The sequence below is a fragment of the Ensifer sp. ENS10 genome (assembly GCF_014852025.1).
Taxonomy (GTDB): Bacteria; Pseudomonadota; Alphaproteobacteria; order Rhizobiales; family Rhizobiaceae; genus Ensifer.
Genome location: NZ_JACVAS010000003.1, coordinates 111190 through 132005 on the forward strand (window position 1 = coordinate 111190; position 20816 = coordinate 132005).

The 20816-nt window shown below is 62.0% G+C and carries 19 protein-coding genes and 1 pseudogene; 4 read left to right on the forward strand and 16 right to left on the reverse strand.

The features are described from left to right. The 4 genes from IB265_RS13800 to IB265_RS13815 all read right to left on the reverse strand — a co-directional run bounded on the left by IB265_RS13800 (position 1) and on the right by IB265_RS13815 (position 4080). Entirely contained in the window at positions 1-1920 is a 1920-nt protein-coding gene (locus IB265_RS13800; RefSeq protein ID WP_057249160.1) for a beta-N-acetylhexosaminidase, read from the reverse strand. Between the two features lie 21 nt (positions 1921-1941). Continuing rightward, positions 1942-2718, reverse strand: a complete 777-nt coding sequence (locus IB265_RS13805) for an SDR family oxidoreductase (RefSeq protein ID WP_057249161.1) — start codon at positions 2716-2718, stop codon at positions 1942-1944. 21 nt (positions 2719-2739) lie between these two features. After that, positions 2740-3603: a MurR/RpiR family transcriptional regulator gene (locus IB265_RS13810; protein WP_057249162.1), complete on the reverse strand. Its 864-nt coding sequence runs from the start codon at positions 3601-3603 to the stop codon at positions 2740-2742. Positions 3604-3690: 87 nt separating this feature from the next. Beyond that, positions 3691-4080, reverse strand: coding sequence for a RidA family protein (locus IB265_RS13815; RefSeq protein ID WP_192494829.1), 390 nt, complete (start codon positions 4078-4080; stop codon positions 3691-3693). A gap of 114 nt (positions 4081-4194) precedes the next feature. Here IB265_RS13815 and IB265_RS13820 point away from each other — a divergent pair, with 114 nt between their 5' ends. After that, positions 4195-4686: a hypothetical protein gene (locus tag IB265_RS13820; RefSeq protein ID WP_113132695.1), complete on the forward strand. Its 492-nt coding sequence runs from the start codon at positions 4195-4197 to the stop codon at positions 4684-4686. 26 nt (positions 4687-4712) lie between these two features. Then, complete coding sequence (locus tag IB265_RS13825; protein ID WP_192494830.1) at positions 4713-6194, forward strand: M81 family metallopeptidase; 1482 nt, start codon at positions 4713-4715, stop codon at positions 6192-6194. A gap of 106 nt (positions 6195-6300) precedes the next feature. On the opposite strand, the gene IB265_RS13830 is transcribed toward IB265_RS13825, so the two are convergent. From IB265_RS13830 to IB265_RS13875, 10 genes and pseudogenes are all read right to left on the reverse strand, one after another. Then, complete coding sequence (locus IB265_RS13830) at positions 6301-7434, reverse strand: ABC transporter ATP-binding protein (protein ID WP_112996955.1); 1134 nt, start codon at positions 7432-7434, stop codon at positions 6301-6303. Between the two features lie 95 nt (positions 7435-7529). Next, positions 7530-8759 (reverse strand): ABC transporter substrate-binding protein, encoded by a 1230-nt coding sequence (locus IB265_RS13835; RefSeq protein ID WP_057249165.1) that lies wholly within the window; start codon positions 8757-8759, stop codon positions 7530-7532. 37 nt (positions 8760-8796) lie between these two features. Next, positions 8797-9654, reverse strand: a complete 858-nt coding sequence (locus IB265_RS13840) for a carbohydrate ABC transporter permease (protein WP_112996954.1) — start codon at positions 9652-9654, stop codon at positions 8797-8799. After that, positions 9651-10535, reverse strand: a complete 885-nt coding sequence (locus IB265_RS13845) for a carbohydrate ABC transporter permease (protein WP_112996953.1) — start codon at positions 10533-10535, stop codon at positions 9651-9653. Before IB265_RS13845 ends, IB265_RS13840 begins: the two co-directional genes overlap by 4 nt. A 12-nt stretch (positions 10536-10547) precedes the next feature. Next, a complete protein-coding gene (locus tag IB265_RS13850) occupies positions 10548-11705 on the reverse strand; it encodes a Gfo/Idh/MocA family protein (protein WP_112996952.1) in 1158 nt (385 codons plus the stop codon). Between the two features lie 181 nt (positions 11706-11886). Further along, positions 11887-12758 (reverse strand): annotated as a pseudogene (locus IB265_RS13855) (pirin family protein). A gap of 78 nt (positions 12759-12836) precedes the next feature. Further along, complete coding sequence (locus IB265_RS13860; protein ID WP_192494832.1) at positions 12837-13574, reverse strand: ABC transporter permease; 738 nt, start codon at positions 13572-13574, stop codon at positions 12837-12839. Further along, positions 13574-14512 carry an ABC transporter ATP-binding protein gene (locus tag IB265_RS13865; RefSeq protein ID WP_192494833.1) on the reverse strand — a complete coding sequence of 313 codons (939 nt, stop codon included), beginning with the start codon at positions 14510-14512 and terminating at the stop codon, positions 13574-13576. Before IB265_RS13865 ends, IB265_RS13860 begins: the two co-directional genes overlap by 1 nt. Next, on the reverse strand, positions 14509-15678 hold the full coding sequence (locus tag IB265_RS13870) for an ABC transporter permease (RefSeq protein ID WP_113132669.1): 1170 nt from the start codon (positions 15676-15678) through the stop codon (positions 14509-14511). The genes IB265_RS13865 and IB265_RS13870 overlap by 4 nt, the downstream gene beginning before the upstream one ends. A gap of 97 nt (positions 15679-15775) precedes the next feature. Further along, on the reverse strand, positions 15776-16687 hold the full coding sequence (locus tag IB265_RS13875; RefSeq protein ID WP_057249172.1) for an ABC transporter substrate-binding protein: 912 nt from the start codon (positions 16685-16687) through the stop codon (positions 15776-15778). Between the two features lie 335 nt (positions 16688-17022). Here IB265_RS13875 and IB265_RS13880 point away from each other — a divergent pair, with 335 nt between their 5' ends. Then, a complete protein-coding gene (locus IB265_RS13880) occupies positions 17023-17490 on the forward strand; it encodes a hypothetical protein (protein WP_057249173.1) in 468 nt (155 codons plus the stop codon). Then, positions 17487-18863, forward strand: coding sequence for an FAD-containing oxidoreductase (locus IB265_RS13885; protein WP_057249174.1), 1377 nt, complete (start codon positions 17487-17489; stop codon positions 18861-18863). Before IB265_RS13880 ends, IB265_RS13885 begins: the two co-directional genes overlap by 4 nt. Before the next feature lie 26 nt (positions 18864-18889). On the opposite strand, the gene IB265_RS13890 is transcribed toward IB265_RS13885, so the two are convergent. Together IB265_RS13890 and IB265_RS13895 are read right to left on the reverse strand one after the other, a co-directional pair. Beyond that, positions 18890-20041: a M20 aminoacylase family protein gene (locus tag IB265_RS13890; protein WP_057249175.1), complete on the reverse strand. Its 1152-nt coding sequence runs from the start codon at positions 20039-20041 to the stop codon at positions 18890-18892. A 10-nt stretch (positions 20042-20051) separates the two neighbouring features. Further along, positions 20052-20816: an ABC transporter ATP-binding protein gene (locus IB265_RS13895; protein ID WP_057249176.1), complete on the reverse strand. Its 765-nt coding sequence runs from the start codon at positions 20814-20816 to the stop codon at positions 20052-20054.

Below are 20816 nucleotides of genomic sequence, written 5' to 3' on the forward strand. Positions count from 1 at the left end.
TTAGAGATTGGGGCTGAGCGGAGCGATGGCCGCGAAGCGCAGCCAGTCCTTCGCCGCCTTCGGTGTCCAGGCCGCCTCGGCAATCGCCGGAAGCCGCGGGAAGACGAGGCGGTTGAAGTAGCTGCGCGAAAGAAAGTGCTCGCACCAGATGCAGGCCTGGACGCCCTTGAGGCGCGGCTTCAGCTCCTCGGGGAATTCACCCTCGGCCTCATAACCATAGGTGTGGGCGGGCGTTGCCGTCCCGGCCCAGCTCGCGCCGGGCTCCTGCCAGGCATCGGCCTGCGCCATGTCGAGATAATAGGCCTGTCCGGGGGTCATCACCACGTCATAGCCTTCGCGTGCCAGTTCGATGCCGACCTCCGGCCGCTCCCAGGCCATCAGCAGCGTCTCTTCGGTCGAGACACCGCCGCCATGCGCCACCTCGTTCCAGCCGGCGAGCTTGCGGCCGCGCGCCGTCAGCATTTGTTTCACCCGCTTCAGGAAATAGGACTGCAGCGCGAAGGTGCCGGAAATCCCCTCCTGCTCCATCAGCGTCTTGGCAAGCGGAGAAGCGAGCCACGAGCCGTTCGCCACTTCGTCGCCGCCGATATGGAGGTACTTGCTCGGGAAGAGCTCGACCATCTCATCGAAGACTTTCTCGAGGAACTCATAGGTGAAGGCGACGGCGGGGTTGAGCGCATTGTTCGGATAACCTTGCACCGAGTGGTAACTCTCCGGCGCCTCCTGGCCATCGGAGAGATCCGGCAGAGCGACGAGCGTCGCCGCACTGTGTCCTGGAATGTCGATCTCCGGCACGACATCGATGTGAAGTGCCGATGCCTGCGCGACGATCGCCTTGACGTCAGCCTGGCTGTAGAAGCCGCCGACGGGTTCTGCACCATTGCCGAGCTGCGGCAGCAGCGCCTCATCGGGGCCGCGCAGCACACCAAGCGTCGTCAGCTCCGGAAACGCCTTGATCTCCAGGCGCCACGCCTCGTCGTCCGTCAGGTGCCAGTGGAAGATGTTGAGCTTGAACCAGGCGAGGATATCGATCAGCCGCGCCACATCGGTGGCCGGATAAAACTGGCGGGAGACATCGAGATGGCAGCCGCGCCAGCCGTAGCGAGGCTTGTCCGAGATTGTACCGCTCGCCGGGAAGCGGAATTTGCCGGGATGATTGCGCGCTCCGTCCAGAAGCTGGGCAAGGCTGGTCAAGCCGTATTGCCGGCCGGCACTGCCGCCGTAGTTCAGGCGAATTTCGGTTTCGGAGAATTCAAGGCGATAGGCTTCCGCCGCCAACCCGGGATCCGCCGTGAAGACGACCAGCCGCCCCTGCTTCGATGCAGCGAGGCTGAAAGGGGCATGGCCCTCAGGGAACAATCGATGGAACATCGACAGGACCGTATCGACCGCTGCAAGGTCGTCTTGTCCAGCGCCAGCGGCCGGATAGAGAACGACCGGGAAACCAGTTCCAGCCCGAAGCTCGAGCTTCGCCGGCCAGGGCTGCAGCGCATAGGGCTGGTCGAGCTTGCCTTCCGGCAGCCGCACCGGCGGCGGTTCACTGACGGCGTTCTCAAGCAGCAGATCCGATACGGCGACCGGGACGTGTCGGCCATCGGCAAGCGTCAGATAGGTGGACTTGGCACCGTCGGTGCAGTGGCGCGCATTGCGATGCAGGCCGCTGACGGTGAAGGTCCAGCTTCCGCCGTTGTCGATCGTCAGCCCCTCGGGTGGGGCGAATTCGTGAAAATTGGCGTTGCGGCGCAGGAACACCGCATTGTCGCAAGCCTTGGGATCAATGACCCGCGTCAGCGACGTATAGGCGATCCTGAAACCGGACAGCGGCGCGCCAGAGAAATTGAACAGCGCGAAGGTGAACCGACCAAAGGGCCCGCCATCCGGCTGCCAAGACGCCTCGAGACGATAGGAAACCGGCTGCATGCTCTTCCTCCAAATGCAGTGTCAGTAGTGGCTTGATTGTGAAAACGTGCGGGCCAGTTCCGCCTGACCGGCAGTAAGCCCGCAATCGACGGGCAGGCAGACGCCCGAAATGGCCGCAGCGAGCGGTCCCGCCAGGAAATGCACCGCATTGGCGACATCATCGGGGTTGACGATCCGCTGCAGCGGATACCAGCGCCGCGCTTCTTCGAAGACATCCGGGTTTGACGCCGCCCTCGCCTCCCAGGCCTGGGTGCGCACAGTACCGGGTGCAACGGCATTCGAGCGGATGCCGAACTTGCCGTATTCGACCGCGATCAGTCGGGTGAGATGCAGCAGGCCGGCCTTGGCAGCGCTGTAGGCCGGATGGCCGAAGACGTTCATGCCATTGACCGATGCGATGTTGACCACCGATCCGCCCGTCTCTTTCAGCATGTCCTCGACGGCGCGGAAGCAGAGGAATGCTGCTTCGAGATTCAACGCGTTGTCCATGCGCCAGATTTCCGGTGTCGTATCGTGCAGGCTGACGGCACGGGCCGCGCCGGCATTGTTGACGAGCGTGCGCACCGTCCCCCGGCTTGCCGCCGTCGCGGCCATCGCCGCAACGCTTGTCGTATCGGTTACGTCGCAGGCAACGGCCACGAAGCGCTTGTCATCGCCGAGCGTGCGCGCCGCCCGTTCAGCGGCGTCCGCGTCGATGTCGACGAGCAGGATCACATCGTGATCGTCGGAAAGCTTGCGCGCGATAGCGCGGCCGATATCGCCGGCTGCACCGGTTACGATCGCGAGGGATTGCGTCATGCGCTGACCTTTCGCGGCACGTCAGTCTCCGAGAAGCTGGCGATCGTCACCGTCGCGGTGCGTGACCAGCTGCTGCTTGATGCGCCGAAGTGTGGTCGTCGCCTGGGGCTGCACCCGGTAGGCGACGAGGCTGGAGAGGATATCGAGCAGCGCCAGATAGGCGATGCGGGTGGAAGTGGGGCGGTAGATGTTGTTGCCCTCGGGCAGATCGACCGGCACGGTGATGCTGGCGGCGGCCGCCACCGGACTACCGCTCTGTGTCAGCGCGATGGTCGGCACCTTCAGTTCGCGGGCGAGCGTAAAAGCGCGCACGAGCTCGGCGTTGCGGCCGGAGAAGGACGAGCCAATGAGCACGTCGGTCGGCCGCGCCGCCGCCGTCATCATCAGCTGCATGCTGTGATCGGAGCTGGAGGTGATGCGAAGACCATAGCGGAACAGCCGGTTCTGCAACTCGCCGGCAATCATTGAGGAATTACCACCGGAACCAAAGGCGTAGATCATTTCCGCTGCGGCGATGCGCTCGACGGCCTGCTCGATCGCCGCCAGGTCAAGCGAGCGATGCAGAAGGAACAGCGCGTTCTGCGACTTGGTGATGATGTCCTGCGCGACATCGCCGGTCTCGCGGCTCTTCGGCTCCGGTTTCAGATAGCGCATGCCGATATAGGCGGTGCGGGCAAGTTGCACCTTGAAATCGGAGAAGCTGTCGCAGCCGAGCCGGCGACAGAAGCGGGTGACGGTGGGCGGCGACACGTCCGCCTTGCTCGCCAATTCGATGATGGAGGCGTTCACCGCAAACTCGAAATCATTCAGGAGAATGTCGGCAATGCGGTTTTCCGATTGGGAGAGCCGCCCTTTTTCTTCCTGTAGTGTCGCGAAGATGTCCATCGCCCGCTTGCGCCTTGCTTCAGATCATGAATGGGAGCGGGATGCGGGCGGAAAACCGCATACACTTTTCCTCATCCCGCTCTAAGATCAGCCTTCCTTCGGCCTGTAGGCGACGCAGTCGATCTCGACCTTGCAATCGACCATCATCGACGACTGGACGCAGGCCCGCGCCGGCGGATGAGCACCGAAATACTCTTGGTAGATCTTGTTGAATGTCCAGAAATCACGCGGATCGTCGAGCCAGACACCACAACGAACCACATGCTGCGGACCGTAGCCGGCTTCGGTCAGGATGGCCAGCACGTTGGCGATTGTCTTGTGGGTTTGCGGGATAATCCCACCCTCGATGATCTCGCCATTTTCCATGGCAACCTGGCCGGAAACATAAAGCCAGCCGTCCGCTTCCACCGCACGGGCGAAAGGCAAGGGTTTGCCGCCCGCGCCGACCTGTTCCGCACCATAGCGCTTGATCGTCATCATGAGCCTTCTTGCAAATTATTTTCTTTGATCGTTGACAAGTGACCATAGAAAGCTGAATTTGGCTAGCGAAAAACACCATTCATGAAAAGAATTTCAATCCAGGGCGCGAATATGCGGGATCCTTTCCTCAATCCATTCCCCTCCTCCGACACGGCACGCCACTCGATCTGGGAGATGCTCGTCTCTCGCGACATTACCGCCTTCCTGGCCGCAGACTGGTCGATGGTCGCAGGTGATTTCGTCGAGGACGGCTTCATCGGCATCGACGGCCGCCGCGAAACCAATCCCGACAATTGGCGGCTGACCTTCCCGTCGCTTGCGGCCTATCGCGAGGAGTGGCTGCGCCAGGCTAACGACTTTGCGACGCAGAGCTTCGCCGAAGATCCGCGCAATGCGATCTTCACGACGACGACACTCGAAGACATCGAGATCAACGGCGACCAGGCGCTGGCGCGCAAGAAATTCGATGGCAGCCTCAAGAAGTCGGACGGCAGCGTCGACATCCTGAAATGGCAGACCGTCTATTATTGCCGCCTGCACGAGGGACGCTGGAAGATTGCCGGCTTTACCGGCTACTTGCCGAACCCGATGGGCCCGGCCTGAAAGACGCGATAGAAAAGGCAAAGGCATTGCGGATCTTCACAGCGGCGCTTGCGACCGAAACCAACACCTTCTCCCCGATCTGCATCGACCGCCGGGCCTTCGAAGCGTCGCTCTACGCGCCGCCGGGAGAACACCCGGAAACACCGACGCTTTGCACCGCGCCGATTACCGTCGGCCGCCGCGTCGCCGCAAAGAACGGTTGGCAACTGATCGAGGGCACCGCGACCTGGGCGGACCCGGCTGGCCTCGTCAACCGCGAGACCTATGAGAGTCTACGTGACGAAATCCTAAGCCAGCTTCGCGCTGCCATGCCCGTCGACGCGGTGGTGCTCGGCCTGCATGGCGCCATGGTTGCTGACGGCTACGACGATCCCGAGGGTGACCTACTGACGCGCATCCGGGAGATCGTCGGCCCCGACATCCTCGTCTGCGCCGAGCTCGACCCCCATAGCCACCTGACGGCCAAGCGCGCAGCAGCCTCGAACTTCTTCGTCTACTTCAAGGAGTTTCCGCACACCGACTTCGTCGACCGTGCCGAAGATCTCTGGCGCATCGTCGTCGACACACTCGAAGGTCGCGTCACCCCCGTCATGTCGATATTCGACTGTCGGATGATCGACGTATACCCGACCTCACGCGATCCGATGCGCTCCTTCGTCGACAAGCTGATGCGGATTGAAAGAGAAGACGCGGATGTTCTTTCGCTCTCCGTGATCCACGGCTTCATGGCCGGCGACGTTCCGGAAATGGGCACCAAGTTGCTTGCCGTCACCAACGGCAAACCGGAGAAGGGCGCGAGCCTCGCGCGGGAACTGGGTCTCGAACTCTTTTCCCACCGCGGAACCTTCATCATGCCGCAGATCGACGAGAAGCAGGCCGTTTCCGAGGCACTCGCTGCATCGAAGGGGCCTGTCGTGATTGCCGATGTCTGGGACAATCCAGGCGGGGGCACCGCCGGCGACGCGACGGTGCTGCTCGAAGAGCTTCTGGCGCGCGGCGCAACCGACGTTGCGGTCGGGACAATCTGGGACCCGATGGCAGTACAGATCTGTATGGCGGCCGGCGAAGGTGCCGAGATTCCGCTGCGCTTCGGCGCCAAGTCGGCTCCCGGAACCGGTCATCCGGTCGATGGCAAGGTCAAGGTGGTCAAGCTGGTGCGCGACGCAGAGATGCGCTTCGGCGAGAGTTTTGCCCCGTTCGGCGATGCCGCCCATATCGTCTTCAACGGCATCGACATCATCCTCAACTCGACGCGCGCACAGAGCTTCGATCCGAGCCTCTTCTCGGTGATGGGCATCGACCCGAAGGCCAAGAAAATCCTGGTCATCAAGTCGACCAATCACTTCTACGCCTCGTTCTCGAAGATCGCGTCCGAGATCCTCTATTGCTCGGCCGGCACGCCCTATCCGAACAACCCTGCGAAGACCGACTACAAGCGGGCACCGAAGAACATCTGGCCGAAGGTCGCCGATCCGCACGCAGAAGGGAACGGCCCGAACCGCGCCTAGAGTGCGGTCATCGCGTCTCGCCGACACCGGTACGACGGGCCTAGTACGCAGACAAAAAGACCGCTGTCTTTCGCAAGACAGCGGTCTTTTCCTTGGACCTGAACGATCAGGCAGCCGCCGGATCGAGCACGCCCATGTCGATGTCGGTCAGTTCGACGCGACGTTCGAGCGCAAGGCCCGCCTCGTCGAAAAGGTGGCAATCCGCAACCCTGATAGCGGTCTGGATCGTCTCCTCCGGTCGGATTGCGGCCGTTCCCGGCAACATGGCGCAGAAGTTTTCGCCCTCGCCGCCGATCGCCGCATAGGCGACCGTATGGGCGCCGAGGCGTTCGATGACCGTTGGCGTGACCTTGAGGGTCAGGTCTCCGGAGCCCAGCGTGAGATGCTCCGGCCGAACACCAAGCGTCAGTGTCCGCCCGGCAAGGCCGCTCTGCGGGTTGACGGGAATGACCACCGTGTGCCCCTTGTAGTCGACCTCGACACCGGCGTCGCTGACACCTTTGCAGGTGACCGGCAGGAAGTTCATCTTCGGATTGCCGATGAAGCCGGCAACGAAGGTATTGGCTGGCTTATGATAGAGCTCGAGCGGGGCGCCCGTCTGGGCGATCTGCCCGGCATTGAGGACGACGATCCGGTCCGCCATCGTCATCGCCTCGACCTGGTCGTGCGTGACGTAGATCATCGTTGCCTGCAATTGCCGGTGCAGTTTCGCCAGTTCGATGCGCATGTCCGCCCGAAGCGCCGCATCGAGGTTCGAAAGTGGCTCGTCGAAGAGGAAGATCTTCGGCTCGCGCACGATCGCTCGCCCGATCGCGACACGCTGACGCTGGCCTCCGGAAAGCATCCCGGGCTTCTGCTGCAGGCGCTGATCAAGGTGCAGGATGCGTGCTGCATGCTCCACCTTCGCCTTCAGCTTCTCCTCGGCCATTTTTTCCACGCGAAGCGGAAAGGCGATGTTCTCGAAGACGGTCATGTGCGGATAGAGCGCGTAGGACTGGAAGACCATGGCGATACCACGCTTGACCGGCGGCAGGTCGTTGACGCGCTTGCCCTCGATCAGGATGTCCCCCGAGCTGGTCTCATCGAGACCGGCTATCATCCTGAGCAAGGTCGACTTGCCGCAACCGGAGGGTCCGACGAAAACGACGAACTCACCGTTCTTGACTTCGAGATCGATGCCTTTCAGCACCTCGAAAGTCCCGTAGAATTTCTGAATCCGATTGAGATTGAGCTGTCCCAAGAAACTGTCTCCGGCCACCGGCGAGAAGCGGCTCATTTATAGCAGAGTTAGGTGGGGTCGCGAACCGATCCCGTCGGCGCGCGGCCCCGGTGGCCTTACTTGTACTCTTCGAGGTCTGCGGCCGCCTTCTTCAAGGCGTCGGCCGGCTCGGCCTTGCCGGTCACGACCGACTGGACCATCTCGATGATGACGTTCTGGAAGCCCTTGTAATCGGTAAAGAGCGGTTCCGGACCACCATAGGTGATGCCGTCGATGAACGGCTTCCAGTAGGGATCCTTCTTGACGAACTCGTCGACCATCGGCGACGGACGCAGCGGCGTCAGGCCGGCGCCGCCCTGCAGCTCATACTCCCCTTGCGGACCGGGCGAGGTGATGAACTTGGCGAATTCGATCGCCTTCTCCTCGACGCCTGAGCCCTTGAAGATCGCCAGGCTGTCGGTGATGAGCAGCGTGCCCTCGCCCTTGGCTTCAGGACCGAGCGGCAGCGGTGCGACGCCCCAGTTGACCTTGGTTTCCTTCAGGCGCGTAGCGGCGCCGGAGCCCGCCTGGATCATGCCGACCTTGCCGTCGAGGAAGATGGCGCGAACCTCGTTCTGCTCGTAGGCGGTGGCACCTTCGACCGAATAGGGGGTGATGTCCTTGTAGGCTTGGAGTGCTGCCAGCACTTGCGGGCTGTCGATGACGACCTTGTCGCCGTCGATCACCTTGCCATTGTTGGTGTACACCCAGTGCATGAACTGGTGCATCGTGTTGTCGAAGGTCTTGGCCGGAAGGCCGTAGCCGGCGATGCCGGTCTTCTCCTTGATCGCCTTGGCGTATTCGATCTCTTCAGCCCAGGTCTTCGGCGGCTTCTCCGGATCGAGACCAGCCTGCTTAAATAGATCCTTGTTCCAGTAGAGCGCCTTGGTCGAGAACGCGATCGGAACGCCCCACTGGTTGTCGTCGAAGGTTACGGTGTCGACGATATTGGGATAGTAGCTCTTCTTTTCCTCGTCCGTCATCGGAACGGGAACGATGAGCTCGTTCTGCGCGAACTCCTTCAGCGTGCGCGAGCCGACATAGGCCATGGCAACGGGCGTGCCGGCGGCGGCGAGCGTCGTGGCCTTGTCCTGGCATTGGGCCCAGCCGACGACCTCAGGCGTGACTTTCCAGCCCGGATTCTTCTCTTCCCACTGCTTGATGTATTTGGCGTGTACCGCGTCCATGGTGTCGCCGCAGTAGATCCAGCTGATCTCCTGGTCGGCCGCCTTCGCGGTGACAGCGCCGAGCGCGGTCGAACCGAGCAGCGCCAGGGCGAGTACCCCCGTCTTGAAATGAATAGACACGTTTTATGCTCCCGTTCTCTGGTGGTTGACTTAAGTCTTATTGTTTCACCGCGCCCGCGGTCAGGCCGCTGACGAGATACCGTTGTAGGAGGAAGATCACGACGACAGCCGGCGCGATGCCGACGAAGCTCGCGGCCATGAGCTCGTTCCAGACCACCTCCTGGCGACCGAAATAGGCGAAGAGACCGACCGGCAGCGGCATGTACTCGCTCTTGGAGTTGAAGGTCAGGGCATAGATGAACTGTTGGGCATAGGCGCCGATGAAGGTGGTGATCGCCACCACGGTGATACCCGGCATGGCGATCGGCAGGATCACCCGGCGCAGCGTATAGAAGTGGCTGGCGCCGTCGACGAAAGCGGCCTCGTCCAGTTCACGCGGGATGCGCATCATGTAGGTGCGCAAGAGCCAGATCGCCGAAGGGATCAGGAAGGCAACGCCCGGCACGATCATCGCGAGATAGGTGTTGAGCACGCCGAAAGTGCGCATCAGGCGGAACAGCGGGATGAGCAGCACTGCGCCCGAGAACATGTTGACGGCGAGGAAGGCACCAAGCAGCAGCCCGGCGCCGCGAAAATTGAAGCGCGCAAAGGCATAGGCCGCGGGGATCACCAGTATCAGCACGATGGCGGTCACGATGGTGGAGATGAAGAAGGAGTTGAAGATGTAGCGGGCAAAGCCGGGCACGCTGACCCACATGGTCGAGTAGGCGGCGAAAGATCCGTTTTGCGGCCAGAAGCGATAGGGCGAGGAGAACAACAGTCCGAGCGGCTTCAACGACACCAGGAACCCTTCGACGAAGGGCGCCAGAATGAAGCACAGGAAGACGAAGATACCGGCGTAGATGCCAACAAGCTCGTACCAGCGATAGCGGTTGATCATGGCAGGCTGGCTCATTTCTGTTCCCCCGCGGCAAGACGGCTGGTGACCCGGAAATAGGCAAAGCAGAAGATCGACAGGAAGATGCAGATCAGCACGGCGCGCGCGGCGCCTTCACCGTATTTCTTCGACCCGATGGCGGTACGGTAGGTATCGATGATCATCGTGGTGGTCTCACCGTTGGGGCCACCCTGGGTGAGGATCCAGATGATATCGAAGGAATTGAAGGTCGCGATCAGCGACAGCATCGACATGGTGATCAGCGATGGGACCAGAAGCGGCAGGGTGATGCGGCGGAACCGATAGAGGCGCCCTGCTCCGTCCGTCCAGGCGGCTTCATAGAGATCCTGCGGGATCGCCTGCATCGCCGCCAGCATATAGAGCGTCACCAGCGGCACGCCGATCCATACGTCGGTGATGATCGTCGCCCAGAAGGCGGTGGAACCGTGGGCGAGAAAGGCGATGGGCCCGTTGGACAGCCCCAGATTCTGCAGCACGCCCGAGATCATGCCGAACTGGCCATTGTACATCCAGCCCCACATGAAGATGCCGATCGCCATCGGCACGATCCATGGCGGCATGGTGAGCAGGCGGAAGATCGCACGGCCGGGAACGGCGGCGTTGAGCATCGTGGCGCCGAAGACGCCGATGATCATCTTGATCGAGACCGAGAAGAACGTCCAGATGAAGGTCCGGAAGATAACCTCGGCGAAGGTCTCGTTGAAGATCTTGTCGTAGTTGGCCCAGCCGACCCAGTTGGTCGTCTTCTTCAGCGACGCGTCCGTGAACGACAGGATGAAGGTGTCGACCAGTGGATAGGCGACGATCACCGTGACGTAGAGAACAGCGGGAAGAAGCAGGATCCAGGCGAAGATGACCGTGCTGCGTTGAACACTCATCCCCACCTCTCCTTACGCCGCGCGCGAATGCAGGGCTTCGTCGAAACGGTCCCAGATGGGCCGGAGATCTATGACGCTCTTCTTGCGCCGCGCCTCGTCCATCGAAAGCGCCAGGATACCCGCTTCAAGCGCATCGAGCGTCGAAACCGGTAGCGGCCGGCCGTCACGAACGTGGCCGATGATATCGGTCGCCATCTGCTCGTCGGCACCGTAGTGCTGCGACAGTTCCGTGGCGGCGTATTTGTTTTCGACGACCTTCTTGCCGGTCAGCATTTCGTGAACGTCGAAATAGCCCCGGATGAAATCGCCCTCGGCCATGCCACGCGAGCCCATGATGCAGAAGCGGCGGAATTGGTCCGGTACGTTGAGATTGGTGTGGAAGTTCATGCCGACGCCGTTGGCGTATTCGACGATCGCCACCTGGTAGTCGATGATGTCGCCGTCGCTGTCGAAGACCTTGTCGGAGCCCATCCAGCCGCTCGGTTTGCGATGGAAGAGTTCCAGGTCGTTGATGCCTTCGCGGGCCGGATCGTTGGCGGGAATGAAGCTCTTGCGGCCGCCGAAGCTCGCGACCCGTTCTGGCCGCGCGCCGACGACACCATTGTAGAGATCAAGGTCATGGCAGCATTTTTCCAGCATGAAACTGCCGGAATAGCGCTCGTAGCGGCGCCAGTCGCGCATGAAGAAGGCGCCGTGATAGGGTTCGATATGCTCGGACGCTTCAATCGAGACGACCTGGCCGAGCTTGCCTTCGGCAAGCGCTGCGCGCAGGTCGCGATACATGGGCGCGTAACGCAACACCAGACCGACCATCAGGCGCTCATGGCCGAACTTCGCCATCAGCCCTGCGAGTTCGAGGCTCTCCTGGACCGTCGTGACGATCGGCTTCTCGCTGAACACCTTGAGACCGGCCTCGAGACCAATCCGGATATGATCGAGGTGCATGTGGTTCGGCGAGCCGATCATCAAGAGATCGAGCTTCTCGTTGGCGATCAGCTCTTCGGGGGTCGCGTAAGCCTTGCCGGCCGAGATGCCTTTTTCGGTGAGCGTGGACAAACCAGCCGGGTTCGGATCGACGTAGCCGGCGATCTCGAAGTTCTCGTCCATGGCTTTGAACACATAGCCCAGATAACCCAAACGGAATCCGAGTCCGATGATGCCGACTTTCATGCTCGTCCTGTTCCCCTGCCTTTTGGCGTAATTTATTTTCGCAGACTGGGACAGTTTTTTCAGGCCGTCAACTCAAATCCGCATATTTTGTAAAATTGTGAAATTCATTTTCATACGGCAGGCAAATGCCGAGAAAGCAGGCATTTCATGGACAACTAAAAAGGGTGCGCAACCCGCAACTCTACGGCAGGAAGAAAGCGGTCCAGACCACTGCACGTTGCGTGGTCGACTTCTGATAGTTCAGACCCTTCCGACCAGGCGGTTTCGCCAGTGCAACAGCAGCAGCAAAGGTCGAGCCAGATAAGGTCGCGGTATCTTGGGATGGTCGCCAACCGTCCCCTGCCGTGCGGTGCGCGCGCTCGGCTCGATCAGGAACGCAACGATCAACGAACTGCGAGTGGCGAAAAGCTCCAGGGTGTCGTCCGACAGGAATATCCCCTGATCCCCCTCACCGAAGGCGATATCTCCGACCTTTATCGAGCCCGAAAAGAGATAAAAGTAAAGGTGTCGCCCCTCCGCCCGCGGAAACGCAGTCTTTGTCTCAGCCTCGAGCCGGAGATCGAAAAAGTCGACGCTGTTGCGCACGAAAAACGGTGCTGTGCCACCTTCCGGCCCGACAAGATGCCTCCATTGATTGACAGGTGCCACTGCAATGGGGCCGTGCTGGATGGCCGGTGGGAGATCTAAACCGTGAGGCCGCACAAGGATCTGGAGCATCCGCAACGGTGGATCGCTCGGCAGGGTCTCCTCCGAATGCCAGAAGCTCTTTCCCGCGTTCATCACCATAAGGTGCCCGCTGTCCGTGACCAGTCTCCCGGTAGCGCGGTCATCGTGGCGCATGACACCCTCCGGCACCCATGACAGGATTTCATCGTTCTGGTGCTCGTGCATGGCGATCAGCCTGCCCGGCTCCAGGATCGACTCAACAACCATTGCTAGAGGGCCGTAGCCGTGATCACGCGGTCGTGGCAGCAGCCAACCGGGCATGTTGAGCCTGGCCTTGAACCCGCCCATATCCCTGACAAGAGGACTTTTGGCGCCGCGGTAGAGCATGGGTCACTCTATCACGCGCCATCGGCATTTGGCACGGCCGGCGAACGCTTTCCGGGCTTCCCGCCTTCCGACGGCACCTCACCGACCCATTCGAGCAGCGAGTTTCCTTTCGGCCGCCTGCAATCCGTCGTGCAGCAGCACCGCAAGTGTCGCGACGATCAGGCCACCCTGAACGACAAAGGCCAGATTGTTCGATTGCAGGCCGGCAATGATCACTTCGCCGAGGGTTTTCGCCGCGACCGTTGATCCGATCGTGGCCGTTGCCAGGCTGATGACCACCGAAAGCCGGATGCCTGCAAGGATCACCGGCATCGCCAGCGGCAGCTCTACCTTGAGCAGCCGTTGGCCGCCTGTCATGCCGGCACCGCGCGCCGCCTCCATGACAGATGGCGGCAATGTCGTCAGCCCCGTCAGCGCGTTCTCGAAGATTGGTAGCAGGCCATAGAGAAAAAGCGCGATCAATGTCGGCTTCTCACCGAAACCGAAGATGGGAACGGCGAGCGCCAGAACGGCCACCGGCGGAAAGGTTTGGCCGATGTTGACCAGGCTGCGCGACAGCGGCAGGAACTCGGCCCCGGATTCGCGCGTCACCAATATTGCCAAAGCAAGCGCAACCAAAGCCGCAGCAGCCACTGCGATGGCGACGGTGCGTAGATGCAGCAGCGTCAATTGCAATAGGCTGCCCTGATTGTAGATCACCGGCGCATTCGCCTGAACCAGCGGCCGCAGCAACGGTTCGAACCATTGCGGCTGCAGCAGGAAGGCGAGCAAAACCAGGAAAAATCCCAAGCGAAAAAGCGTCGACAGTTTCGGCATCAGACTGGCCCGGCTGCCCGTTTCGCCAGCCCTTCGAGACTGACCTTGCCAATGATTGCCCCCGCGGGGTCAGCCACCGGCAGCGCGCTCCGCCCGGACCAGAGCAGTTCGGCAAGCGCCTCCCTTTGGCTAAGCGTGCTCGATATGGCTGTGCCGTCTGCTGACCCTGGTTCGACGGCACTCAAGACCGGCTCGATCGCGAGCAACCGATAAGGTCGTTCGCTGACCCCGATCAGGCTCTCGACGAACGGGGTCGCGGGCTTGATCAGCATTTCGGCGGGCGTCGCATATTGCACCACCTTGCCCTTGTCCATGACGGCGATGCGGTCCGCGAGCTGGAAGGCCTCCTCCATGTCATGGGTGACGAGAATGACCGTCGTCTCGAAGTGCTTCTGAATGGCGAGCAGATCATCCTGAGCCTTGGCACGGATGATCGGGTCGAGTGCGCCGAAGGGCTCGTCCATCAGCAGGACTTTCGGTTCGGCAGCCAACGCCCGGGCGACGCCGACACGCTGTTGCTGACCGCCGGAAAGCTCGTGCGGAAAGCGCGGCCCGAAGGCGCCCGGATCGAGCTGGAACAGTTGGAGAAGCTCGTCCACCTTGGCATCGATGCGCGCGCGCTCCCAACCGAGCAGCGTCGGCACGGTGGCGATGTTCTGCGCGACGGTACGGTGCGGAAACAGGCCGTGGCCCTGGATCGCGTAACCGATGCGGCGGCGCAGTTCATAGCCTGGCAGCGAACGGTTGTCCTCACCGTCGAGGCGGATCGTGCCCGAAGTCGGCTCCACCAGCCGGTTGATCATGCGCAGGAGCGTCGTCTTGCCGGAACCCGAGGTGCCGACCACGACGGTGACGGTGCGCGGTGCGATCGTCAGGCGGACGTCGTCGACGACGGCGGTCTCACCATAGCGCTTGGTGATGTTCTCGATCTCAATCATGAGGCCTCTGCCTGCCTGGTGTTGGGTGTGGCCATCTCGATCACCGCGTCGAGCACGATCGCCGCCGCAAAGGCGAGCACCACGGTCGGGACGGCGCCGAGCAGCACGAGATCCATCGCGGTCTGGCCAACGCCCTGAAAGACGAAGACGCCGAACCCGCCGCCGCCGATGAGGGCAGCGATGGTCGCCAGGCCGATGTTCTGGACGAGCACGATGCGGATGCCGGTCAGGATCACCGGAAAGGCCAGTGGAAATTCGATGCCGACCAGCCGTTGCCAATCGGTCATGCCGATGCCGCGGGCTGCGTCATTCGCATCCCTCGGAACGCCGGCCAGGCCGACGACGGTATTAGCAACCACTGGCAGCAGCGAATAGAGGAACAGCGCAACGAAGGCGGGTGCCACGCCGATGCCACGAATGCCGATAGTGGCAGCGCCCGGAACGTTCGCGGCGATCCAGCCGAGCGGTGCGATGAGAATGCCGAACAGCGCGATCGACGGGATCGTCTGGATCGCATTCAGGACGCCCAGCAAACCGTCGCGCAATCGGGCGACGCGGTGACACAGTATACCGAGCGGAATGCCGACGATGGTCGCGGCCACAAGCGAGCCGAGCGCCAAGGTCACATGCTTTCGGGCTTCCGCCCAGAAAGTGTCCACCCGGCTCGCATATTCCCTAAGGATCGAGAGACCGTCCCAGGTACCGGAAAGCAAAAGCATCCCGACAAAGGCGAGCACGGCGACAAGCACCACGATGCGCATGAAGGGGGCTGGGCGCAATCGCGTCAGGGCATCGGCTGCCAGCAGCCCGAAAGCAAAGAGCATGACCCAGAAGCCGGAGGCAGGCGATACGCGGGCATAGGTGTTGCCCTCAGGCGTCAGGTGGCTGGCGGCGACGCCAATGCCGAGCGCCAGCACGGCCAGCGCTGCGAAGGCAGCGACAAGGCGCAGAATCGCCGGCGAGCGCATGGCCGCGACGAGCACGCCCACCAAAATCACCAGCAGCACTGCCGCGCTCCAGGGCTGCGGCAGGGACTCGACGATCGTCTTCGCCTCGCCGGCGACGATGCGATTGGCACGAAACGTTGCAAAAGGCGCGATGAAGGCGCCGCCAAGCGCCAAGGCCGCGATGATCGCTCCGAGCTTGTCAAAGCGGAGTTGTCTCAAACCACATTCCCTCCCCGCCTGTGCCGGCGCGACTTCGGCACCTGCAGGCACACCCCGGAACGCCAGCCATCGGACCAGCGTTCCGGTTATCCGTCAACTACTTCAGGAAGCCGTTCTTCTTCAGAAAATCCTCGGCAACCGCCTTGGCCGGTTCGCCGCCGACCTGCACGCGGCCGTTCAGGTCCTGAAGCGTCACCAGATCGAGCTTCTCGAACACCGGCTTCAACAGTTCCTCGATTTGCGGGTTTTCCTTGAGCACAGCCTCGCGAATAATCGGGGTCGGCTGGTAGACTGGCTGGACCGCCTTGTCATCTTCGAGCACGACGAGGCCAGAAGGTGCGATGCCGCCGTCGGTGCCATAAACCATCGCCGCATTGGCGCCGTTCGTCTGGTTGGCAGCAGCCGCAATGGTCGCCGCGGTGTCACCGCCGGAAAGCGTGATCAGCTGATCCTGCTTCAAGGTGAAACCATAGGTCGTCTGGAAGGCCGGGAGAGCGGCGGCCGAATTCACGAACTCAGACGAAGCGGCCAGCACGACCTTGCCGCCACCGGCGACATATTTGCCGAAGTCGCTGAGCGTCTTCAGCTTGTTTTCGTCAGCCACTTCCTTGCGAAGACCGATCGCCCAGGTGTTGTTGGCCGGCGACGGCGTCAGCCAGACGATCTTGTTGGCGTCGTAGTCGAGCTTCTTGGCGGTTTCGTAGCCCTTGGCGGCATCCTTCCACACGGGGTCGTCGGCCTTTTCGAAGAAGAAGGCGGCGTTGCCGGTGTATTCCGGGTAGATGTCGATCTCGCCGGCGGTGATCGCCTTGCGCACGACCGGCGTCGCACCGAGCTGGACGCGGTCTACCGTCTTGATGTTGTTGGCATTGAGCACGGCAAGGATGATGTTGCCGAGCACGCCGCCTTCCGTGTCGATCTTCGAGGAGACGACCACGTCGGCATTCGCCGTGGCAGCGGTCAAAGTGAAAGCAAGGGCAGTTCCGATAAGTAGTGTGGTCAAGCGCATGAGTTTCTCCCTCGAAATTCGCTCCGCAAGTTTGATCACGGAAAGTCCGCCGCGTCGGGGCAAGCCATTCCATATATGTCAGCCCCCGGCAAAAAATAGGGTTGCACGCAGAGACTGTGGCGGACAAAAAATTTCGTCCGCGACTAACGCGATCGAAAGACTAGACTACCGTGGAAGGCGGTGCGTGATTGGCCGTTGCAATCAGGGGCGTTGTCGGCCACTCTGACAGAGGCCCGCCAGAAACATCCGTTTTCACTCTTGGTTGCGATGCCGCTCGACCCGAACCGCTTGGGGGCTGGTGGATTGGGTTCGCCCGGCGAACGTTCGGGGAATTCATGTCGATCTATCTTCTCGCGCTACTCATCGGCGTGGTCGCCGGCCTTCGCACCATGACCGCGCCTGCCGCCGTCAGCATTGGCGCGGCAGCCGGCTGGCTGCCGCTCAACGGCACTTGGGCAGCCTTCATGGGCTTTCGCTTCACGCCCTATATCTTTGGCCTGCTGGCCCTGGTTGAGTTTGTGACCGACCAACTGCCGAGCACGCCGAGCCGGAAGGTTCCGCAGCAATTCGGCGCCCGCATCGTCTCGGGCGGTTTCTGCGGCGCCGTGCTCGGAACGGCCGCAGGTGCTATGCTGGGCGGACTGGTCGCCGGCGTGATCGGTGCCGTCATCGGCACGCTCGGCGGCTACGAAGCCCGCAAGCGCCTCGTCGCGGCCATCGGCGGCAAAGATCTGCCGATCGCGCTTCTTGAGGATGTCGTTGCCGTTCTCCTCGCACTCTGGGTGGTGTCCTCGGTGTCATGACGAAACATTTCGACGCAATCATCATCGGCGCCGGCCAGGCCGGCCCTTCGCTGGCCAGCCGGCTGACATCAGCGAGAAAGACCGTCGCCTTCGTCGAGCGCAAGCACTTCGGCGGCACCTGCGTCAACACCGGCTGCATGCCGACCAAGGCGATGGTTGCGAGCGCCTATGCGGCGCACCTGGCGCGCCGGGGCGCCGACTATGGCGTCACGACCGGGCCGATCACGATCGACTTCGCCCGCGTCATGGCGCGCAAGGACACGGTGCGGTTCAATTCGCGCAAGGGGGTCGAAGGCTGGCTGAAGGGCATGCCGAACATCACCGTCATCGAAGGCCATGCGCGCTTCGAAGGCCCGCACGAAGTGCGCGTCGGCGGTGAGTTGCTGTCGGCCGACCAGATCTTCCTGAACGTTGGCGGACGTGCGGCGACGCCGGACTTCCCTGGCGTCGAGGACGTGCCCTATTTGACCAACGTCTCGATCATGGATCTCGACACCCTGCCCCGCCACCTGATCGTCATCGGCGGCAGCTATATCGGGCTTGAGTTCGCACAGATGTTCCGCCGCTTCGGCTCCGAGGTCACGGTGATCGAGAAGGGCCCACGCCTGATCGGTCGCGAGGATGCGGACGTTTCCGACGCCATTCTCGCGATTCTGGAGAAAGAGGGCATAAACTTCCGCTTGAACGCCGAATGCATCCGCTTCGCCAGGCGCGGCGACGAAGTCGTCGCCGGCGTCGACTGCACCGCCGGCGCACCCGAGATCGTCGGCTCCCACCTGTTGCTTGCCACCGGGCGACGGCCGAATACGGATGATCTCGACCTCGATCGAGCCGGCGTGAAGACCGACGCGCGCGGCTATGTCGAAGTCGACGAAACGCTCAGGACCAATGTCCCGCACATTTTCGCCATGGGCGACTGCAACGGCCGCGGCGCCTTCACCCACACTGCCTATAACGACTTCGAGATCATCGCCGCGAATCTCATCGATGGCGAGGCACGAAAGGTCAGCGACCGGATTGCGACTTACGGCCTCTTCATCGATCCGCCGCTTGGCCGCGCCGGGATGACGGAAACCGAAGCGCGCAAATCAGGACGCAAGTTGCTCATCGGCACGCGACCGATGACCCGCGTCGGCCGCGCCGTCGAGAAGGGCGAGACCGAGGGCTTCATGAAAGTGATCGTGGACGCCGACAGCAAGGAAATCCTCGGCGCCTCGATCCTCGGCACGGGCGGCGACGAAGCGGTGCAGAGCATCCTCGACGTCATGTATGCCGGCAAACCCTACACGACGATCACCCACGCGGTGCACATTCACCCGACGGTGTCGGAGCTTATCCCGACGGTGTTTGGTGACCTGCACCCGGCCACCTGAGCGACCGGACGTTAGCGACCGCCCGGTTAGACGAGCGCTGCCCGCGCGAGATGGTAAAAATACGTAGCGCCGCGTTCGAGGATGTCGTCGTTGAAATCGTAGCGGGTGGTGTGCAATCCACTGCTGTCGCCGTTGCCGATCAGCACATAGGCGCCCGGCACCTTCTCCAGCAGGAAGGAGAAGTCTTCACTGCCCATCAGCGGCTCGGGCAATTCGACATAGGCGTCGGTGCCAAAAGTCTCCGCGATCACCGCACGCGCATCTTCGACGGCATCGGCATCGTTGATCGTCGCGGGATAACCGACCTGCCAGTCGAAAGTCGCCTCAGCGTTGTAGCTCTGCGCCTGAAAGCGGGCAATCTGCTCGACACGTTCCTGGAGTTGCTTGCGCACGGCCGGATCCATCGCACGCATGCTGATTTCCAGCACTGCTGTATCCGGGATGATGTTGGAGGCGGAGCCGGACCAGAACGAACCGACCGTCAGCACCGACGGCTGGTGCGGCGATACATTGCGCGAGACCAGCGTCTGCAGCGCCATCACCACGCTGGAACCGACGACGACCGGGTCAACCGTCAGTTCCGGCTGGGCGCCGTGACCGCCCTTGCCCCTGATCGTTAGCGTCAGTACGTCGATCGATGCAGCCATCGCACCGGCGCGGCTGGAGAACTGGCCGACCGGCAGGCCCGGCCAGTTGTGGAGCGCATAGACCCGCTCACAGGGGAAGCGTTCGAACAGGCCGTCCTCGATCATCAGCTTGCCGCCGCCGAAATTTTCTTCGGCCGGCTGGAAGATCAGGTGCACGGTGCCGTTGAAGCTCTCGTCCTTCGACAGAGCCCAGGCAGCGCCGAGCAGCATGCTGGTGTGACCGTCGTGGCCGCAGGCATGCATCGCGCCCGGATGTTTGCTCTGATAGGCAAGACCGGTTTCCTCCTGCATCGGCAGCGCGTCCATATCGGCACGAAAGCCGACGGCGCGGTTGCTGTTGCCGCGCTTCAGCGTCGCAACGATGCCTGTCGTCGCCAGACCGCGCGTCACTTCGAAGCCCCAGGATTGCAGCAATCCGGCGACGAATTCGGAGGTCTTCACCTCGGATAGGCCGATCTCGGGCATCTCGTGGAGCTTGTGACGGATCCCGACGAGTTCGGGCAGGAACTCAGAAAAATTGGCGTCGCGCATTGGGGCCTCCTCAAGCCATCTGCAAGAACTGGCGCAGCCGCGCCGATTGCGGGTCGCGCATCACCTGCGACGGCGCGCCGCGTTCTTCGACCAGGCCCTTGTGCAGGAAGATCACCTCACTGGAGATATCACGGGCGAGTGACATTTCGTGCGTGACCATGACCATGGTGCGCCCTTCTTCGGCGAGCTTCTTGATGACGAGCAGGACTTCGTTGACGAGTTCCGGGTCGAGCGCCGACGTAGGCTCGTCGAAGAGCATGACTTCCGGCTTCATCGCGAGAGCACGGGCGATCGCCGCGCGCTGCTGCTGGCCGCCCGAAAGCTGGTTGGGATAGTGGTCGCGCTTTGGGGTGATGCCGACCTTTTCCATCAGCAATTCGGCCTCGCCGATCGCATCCTTGCGCGTCATGCCGAGCACATGTATCGGGCCCTCGATGATGTTTTCGAGGATGGTCTTGTGGGACCACAGATTGAAGCTCTGGAACACCATGCCAAGGCGCGTACGGATATGTTCGAGCTGCCGCTTGTCGGTGGCATGGAACTTGCCGTCCTTGCCCTTGACGGTGCGGATCACCTCGCCCGAGACCGCGATCTCGCCCTCATCGGGCGTCTCCAGATAGTTGATGCAGCGCAGCAAAGTGCTCTTGCCCGAACCACTGCTGCCGATCAGCGAGATGACGTCGCCGGACTTCGCCTCGAAGGAGACGCCTTTCAGCACCTCGACGGACCCGAAGCTCTTGTGAATGTTCTTCACCGATAGCGCTGTTGCGACCAT

What these genes read in the sequence shown, in the direction of transcription:
- IB265_RS13800 (WP_057249160.1), bottom strand. Translation starts at nt 1,920, where the DNA reads ATGCAGCCGGTTTCCTATCGTCTCGAGGCGTCTTGGCAGCCGGATGGC.
- IB265_RS13805 (WP_057249161.1), bottom strand. Translation starts at nt 2,718, where the DNA reads ATGACGCAATCCCTCGCGATCGTAACCGGTGCAGCCGGCGATATCGGC.
- IB265_RS13810 (WP_057249162.1), bottom strand. Translation starts at nt 3,603, where the DNA reads ATGGACATCTTCGCGACACTACAGGAAGAAAAAGGGCGGCTCTCCCAA.
- IB265_RS13815 (WP_192494829.1), bottom strand. Translation starts at nt 4,080, where the DNA reads ATGACGATCAAGCGCTATGGTGCGGAACAGGTCGGCGCGGGCGGCAAA.
- IB265_RS13820 (WP_113132695.1), top strand. Translation starts at nt 4,195, where the DNA reads ATGCGGGATCCTTTCCTCAATCCATTCCCCTCCTCCGACACGGCACGC.
- IB265_RS13840 (WP_112996954.1), bottom strand. Translation starts at nt 9,654, where the DNA reads ATGAGCCAGCCTGCCATGATCAACCGCTATCGCTGGTACGAGCTTGTT.
- IB265_RS13845 (WP_112996953.1), bottom strand. Translation starts at nt 10,535, where the DNA reads ATGAGTGTTCAACGCAGCACGGTCATCTTCGCCTGGATCCTGCTTCTT.
- IB265_RS13850 (WP_112996952.1), bottom strand. Translation starts at nt 11,705, where the DNA reads ATGAAAGTCGGCATCATCGGACTCGGATTCCGTTTGGGTTATCTGGGC.
- IB265_RS13860 (WP_192494832.1), bottom strand. Translation starts at nt 13,574, where the DNA reads ATGCCGAAACTGTCGACGCTTTTTCGCTTGGGATTTTTCCTGGTTTTG.
- IB265_RS13865 (WP_192494833.1), bottom strand. Translation starts at nt 14,512, where the DNA reads ATGATTGAGATCGAGAACATCACCAAGCGCTATGGTGAGACCGCCGTC.
- IB265_RS13875 (WP_057249172.1), bottom strand. Translation starts at nt 16,687, where the DNA reads ATGCGCTTGACCACACTACTTATCGGAACTGCCCTTGCTTTCACTTTG.
- IB265_RS13880 (WP_057249173.1), top strand. Translation starts at nt 17,023, where the DNA reads ATGTCGATCTATCTTCTCGCGCTACTCATCGGCGTGGTCGCCGGCCTT.
- IB265_RS13885 (WP_057249174.1), top strand. Translation starts at nt 17,487, where the DNA reads ATGACGAAACATTTCGACGCAATCATCATCGGCGCCGGCCAGGCCGGC.
- IB265_RS13890 (WP_057249175.1), bottom strand. Translation starts at nt 20,041, where the DNA reads ATGCGCGACGCCAATTTTTCTGAGTTCCTGCCCGAACTCGTCGGGATC.
- IB265_RS13895 (WP_057249176.1), bottom strand. Translation starts at nt 20,816, where the DNA reads ATGGTCGCAACAGCGCTATCGGTGAAGAACATTCACAAGAGCTTCGGG.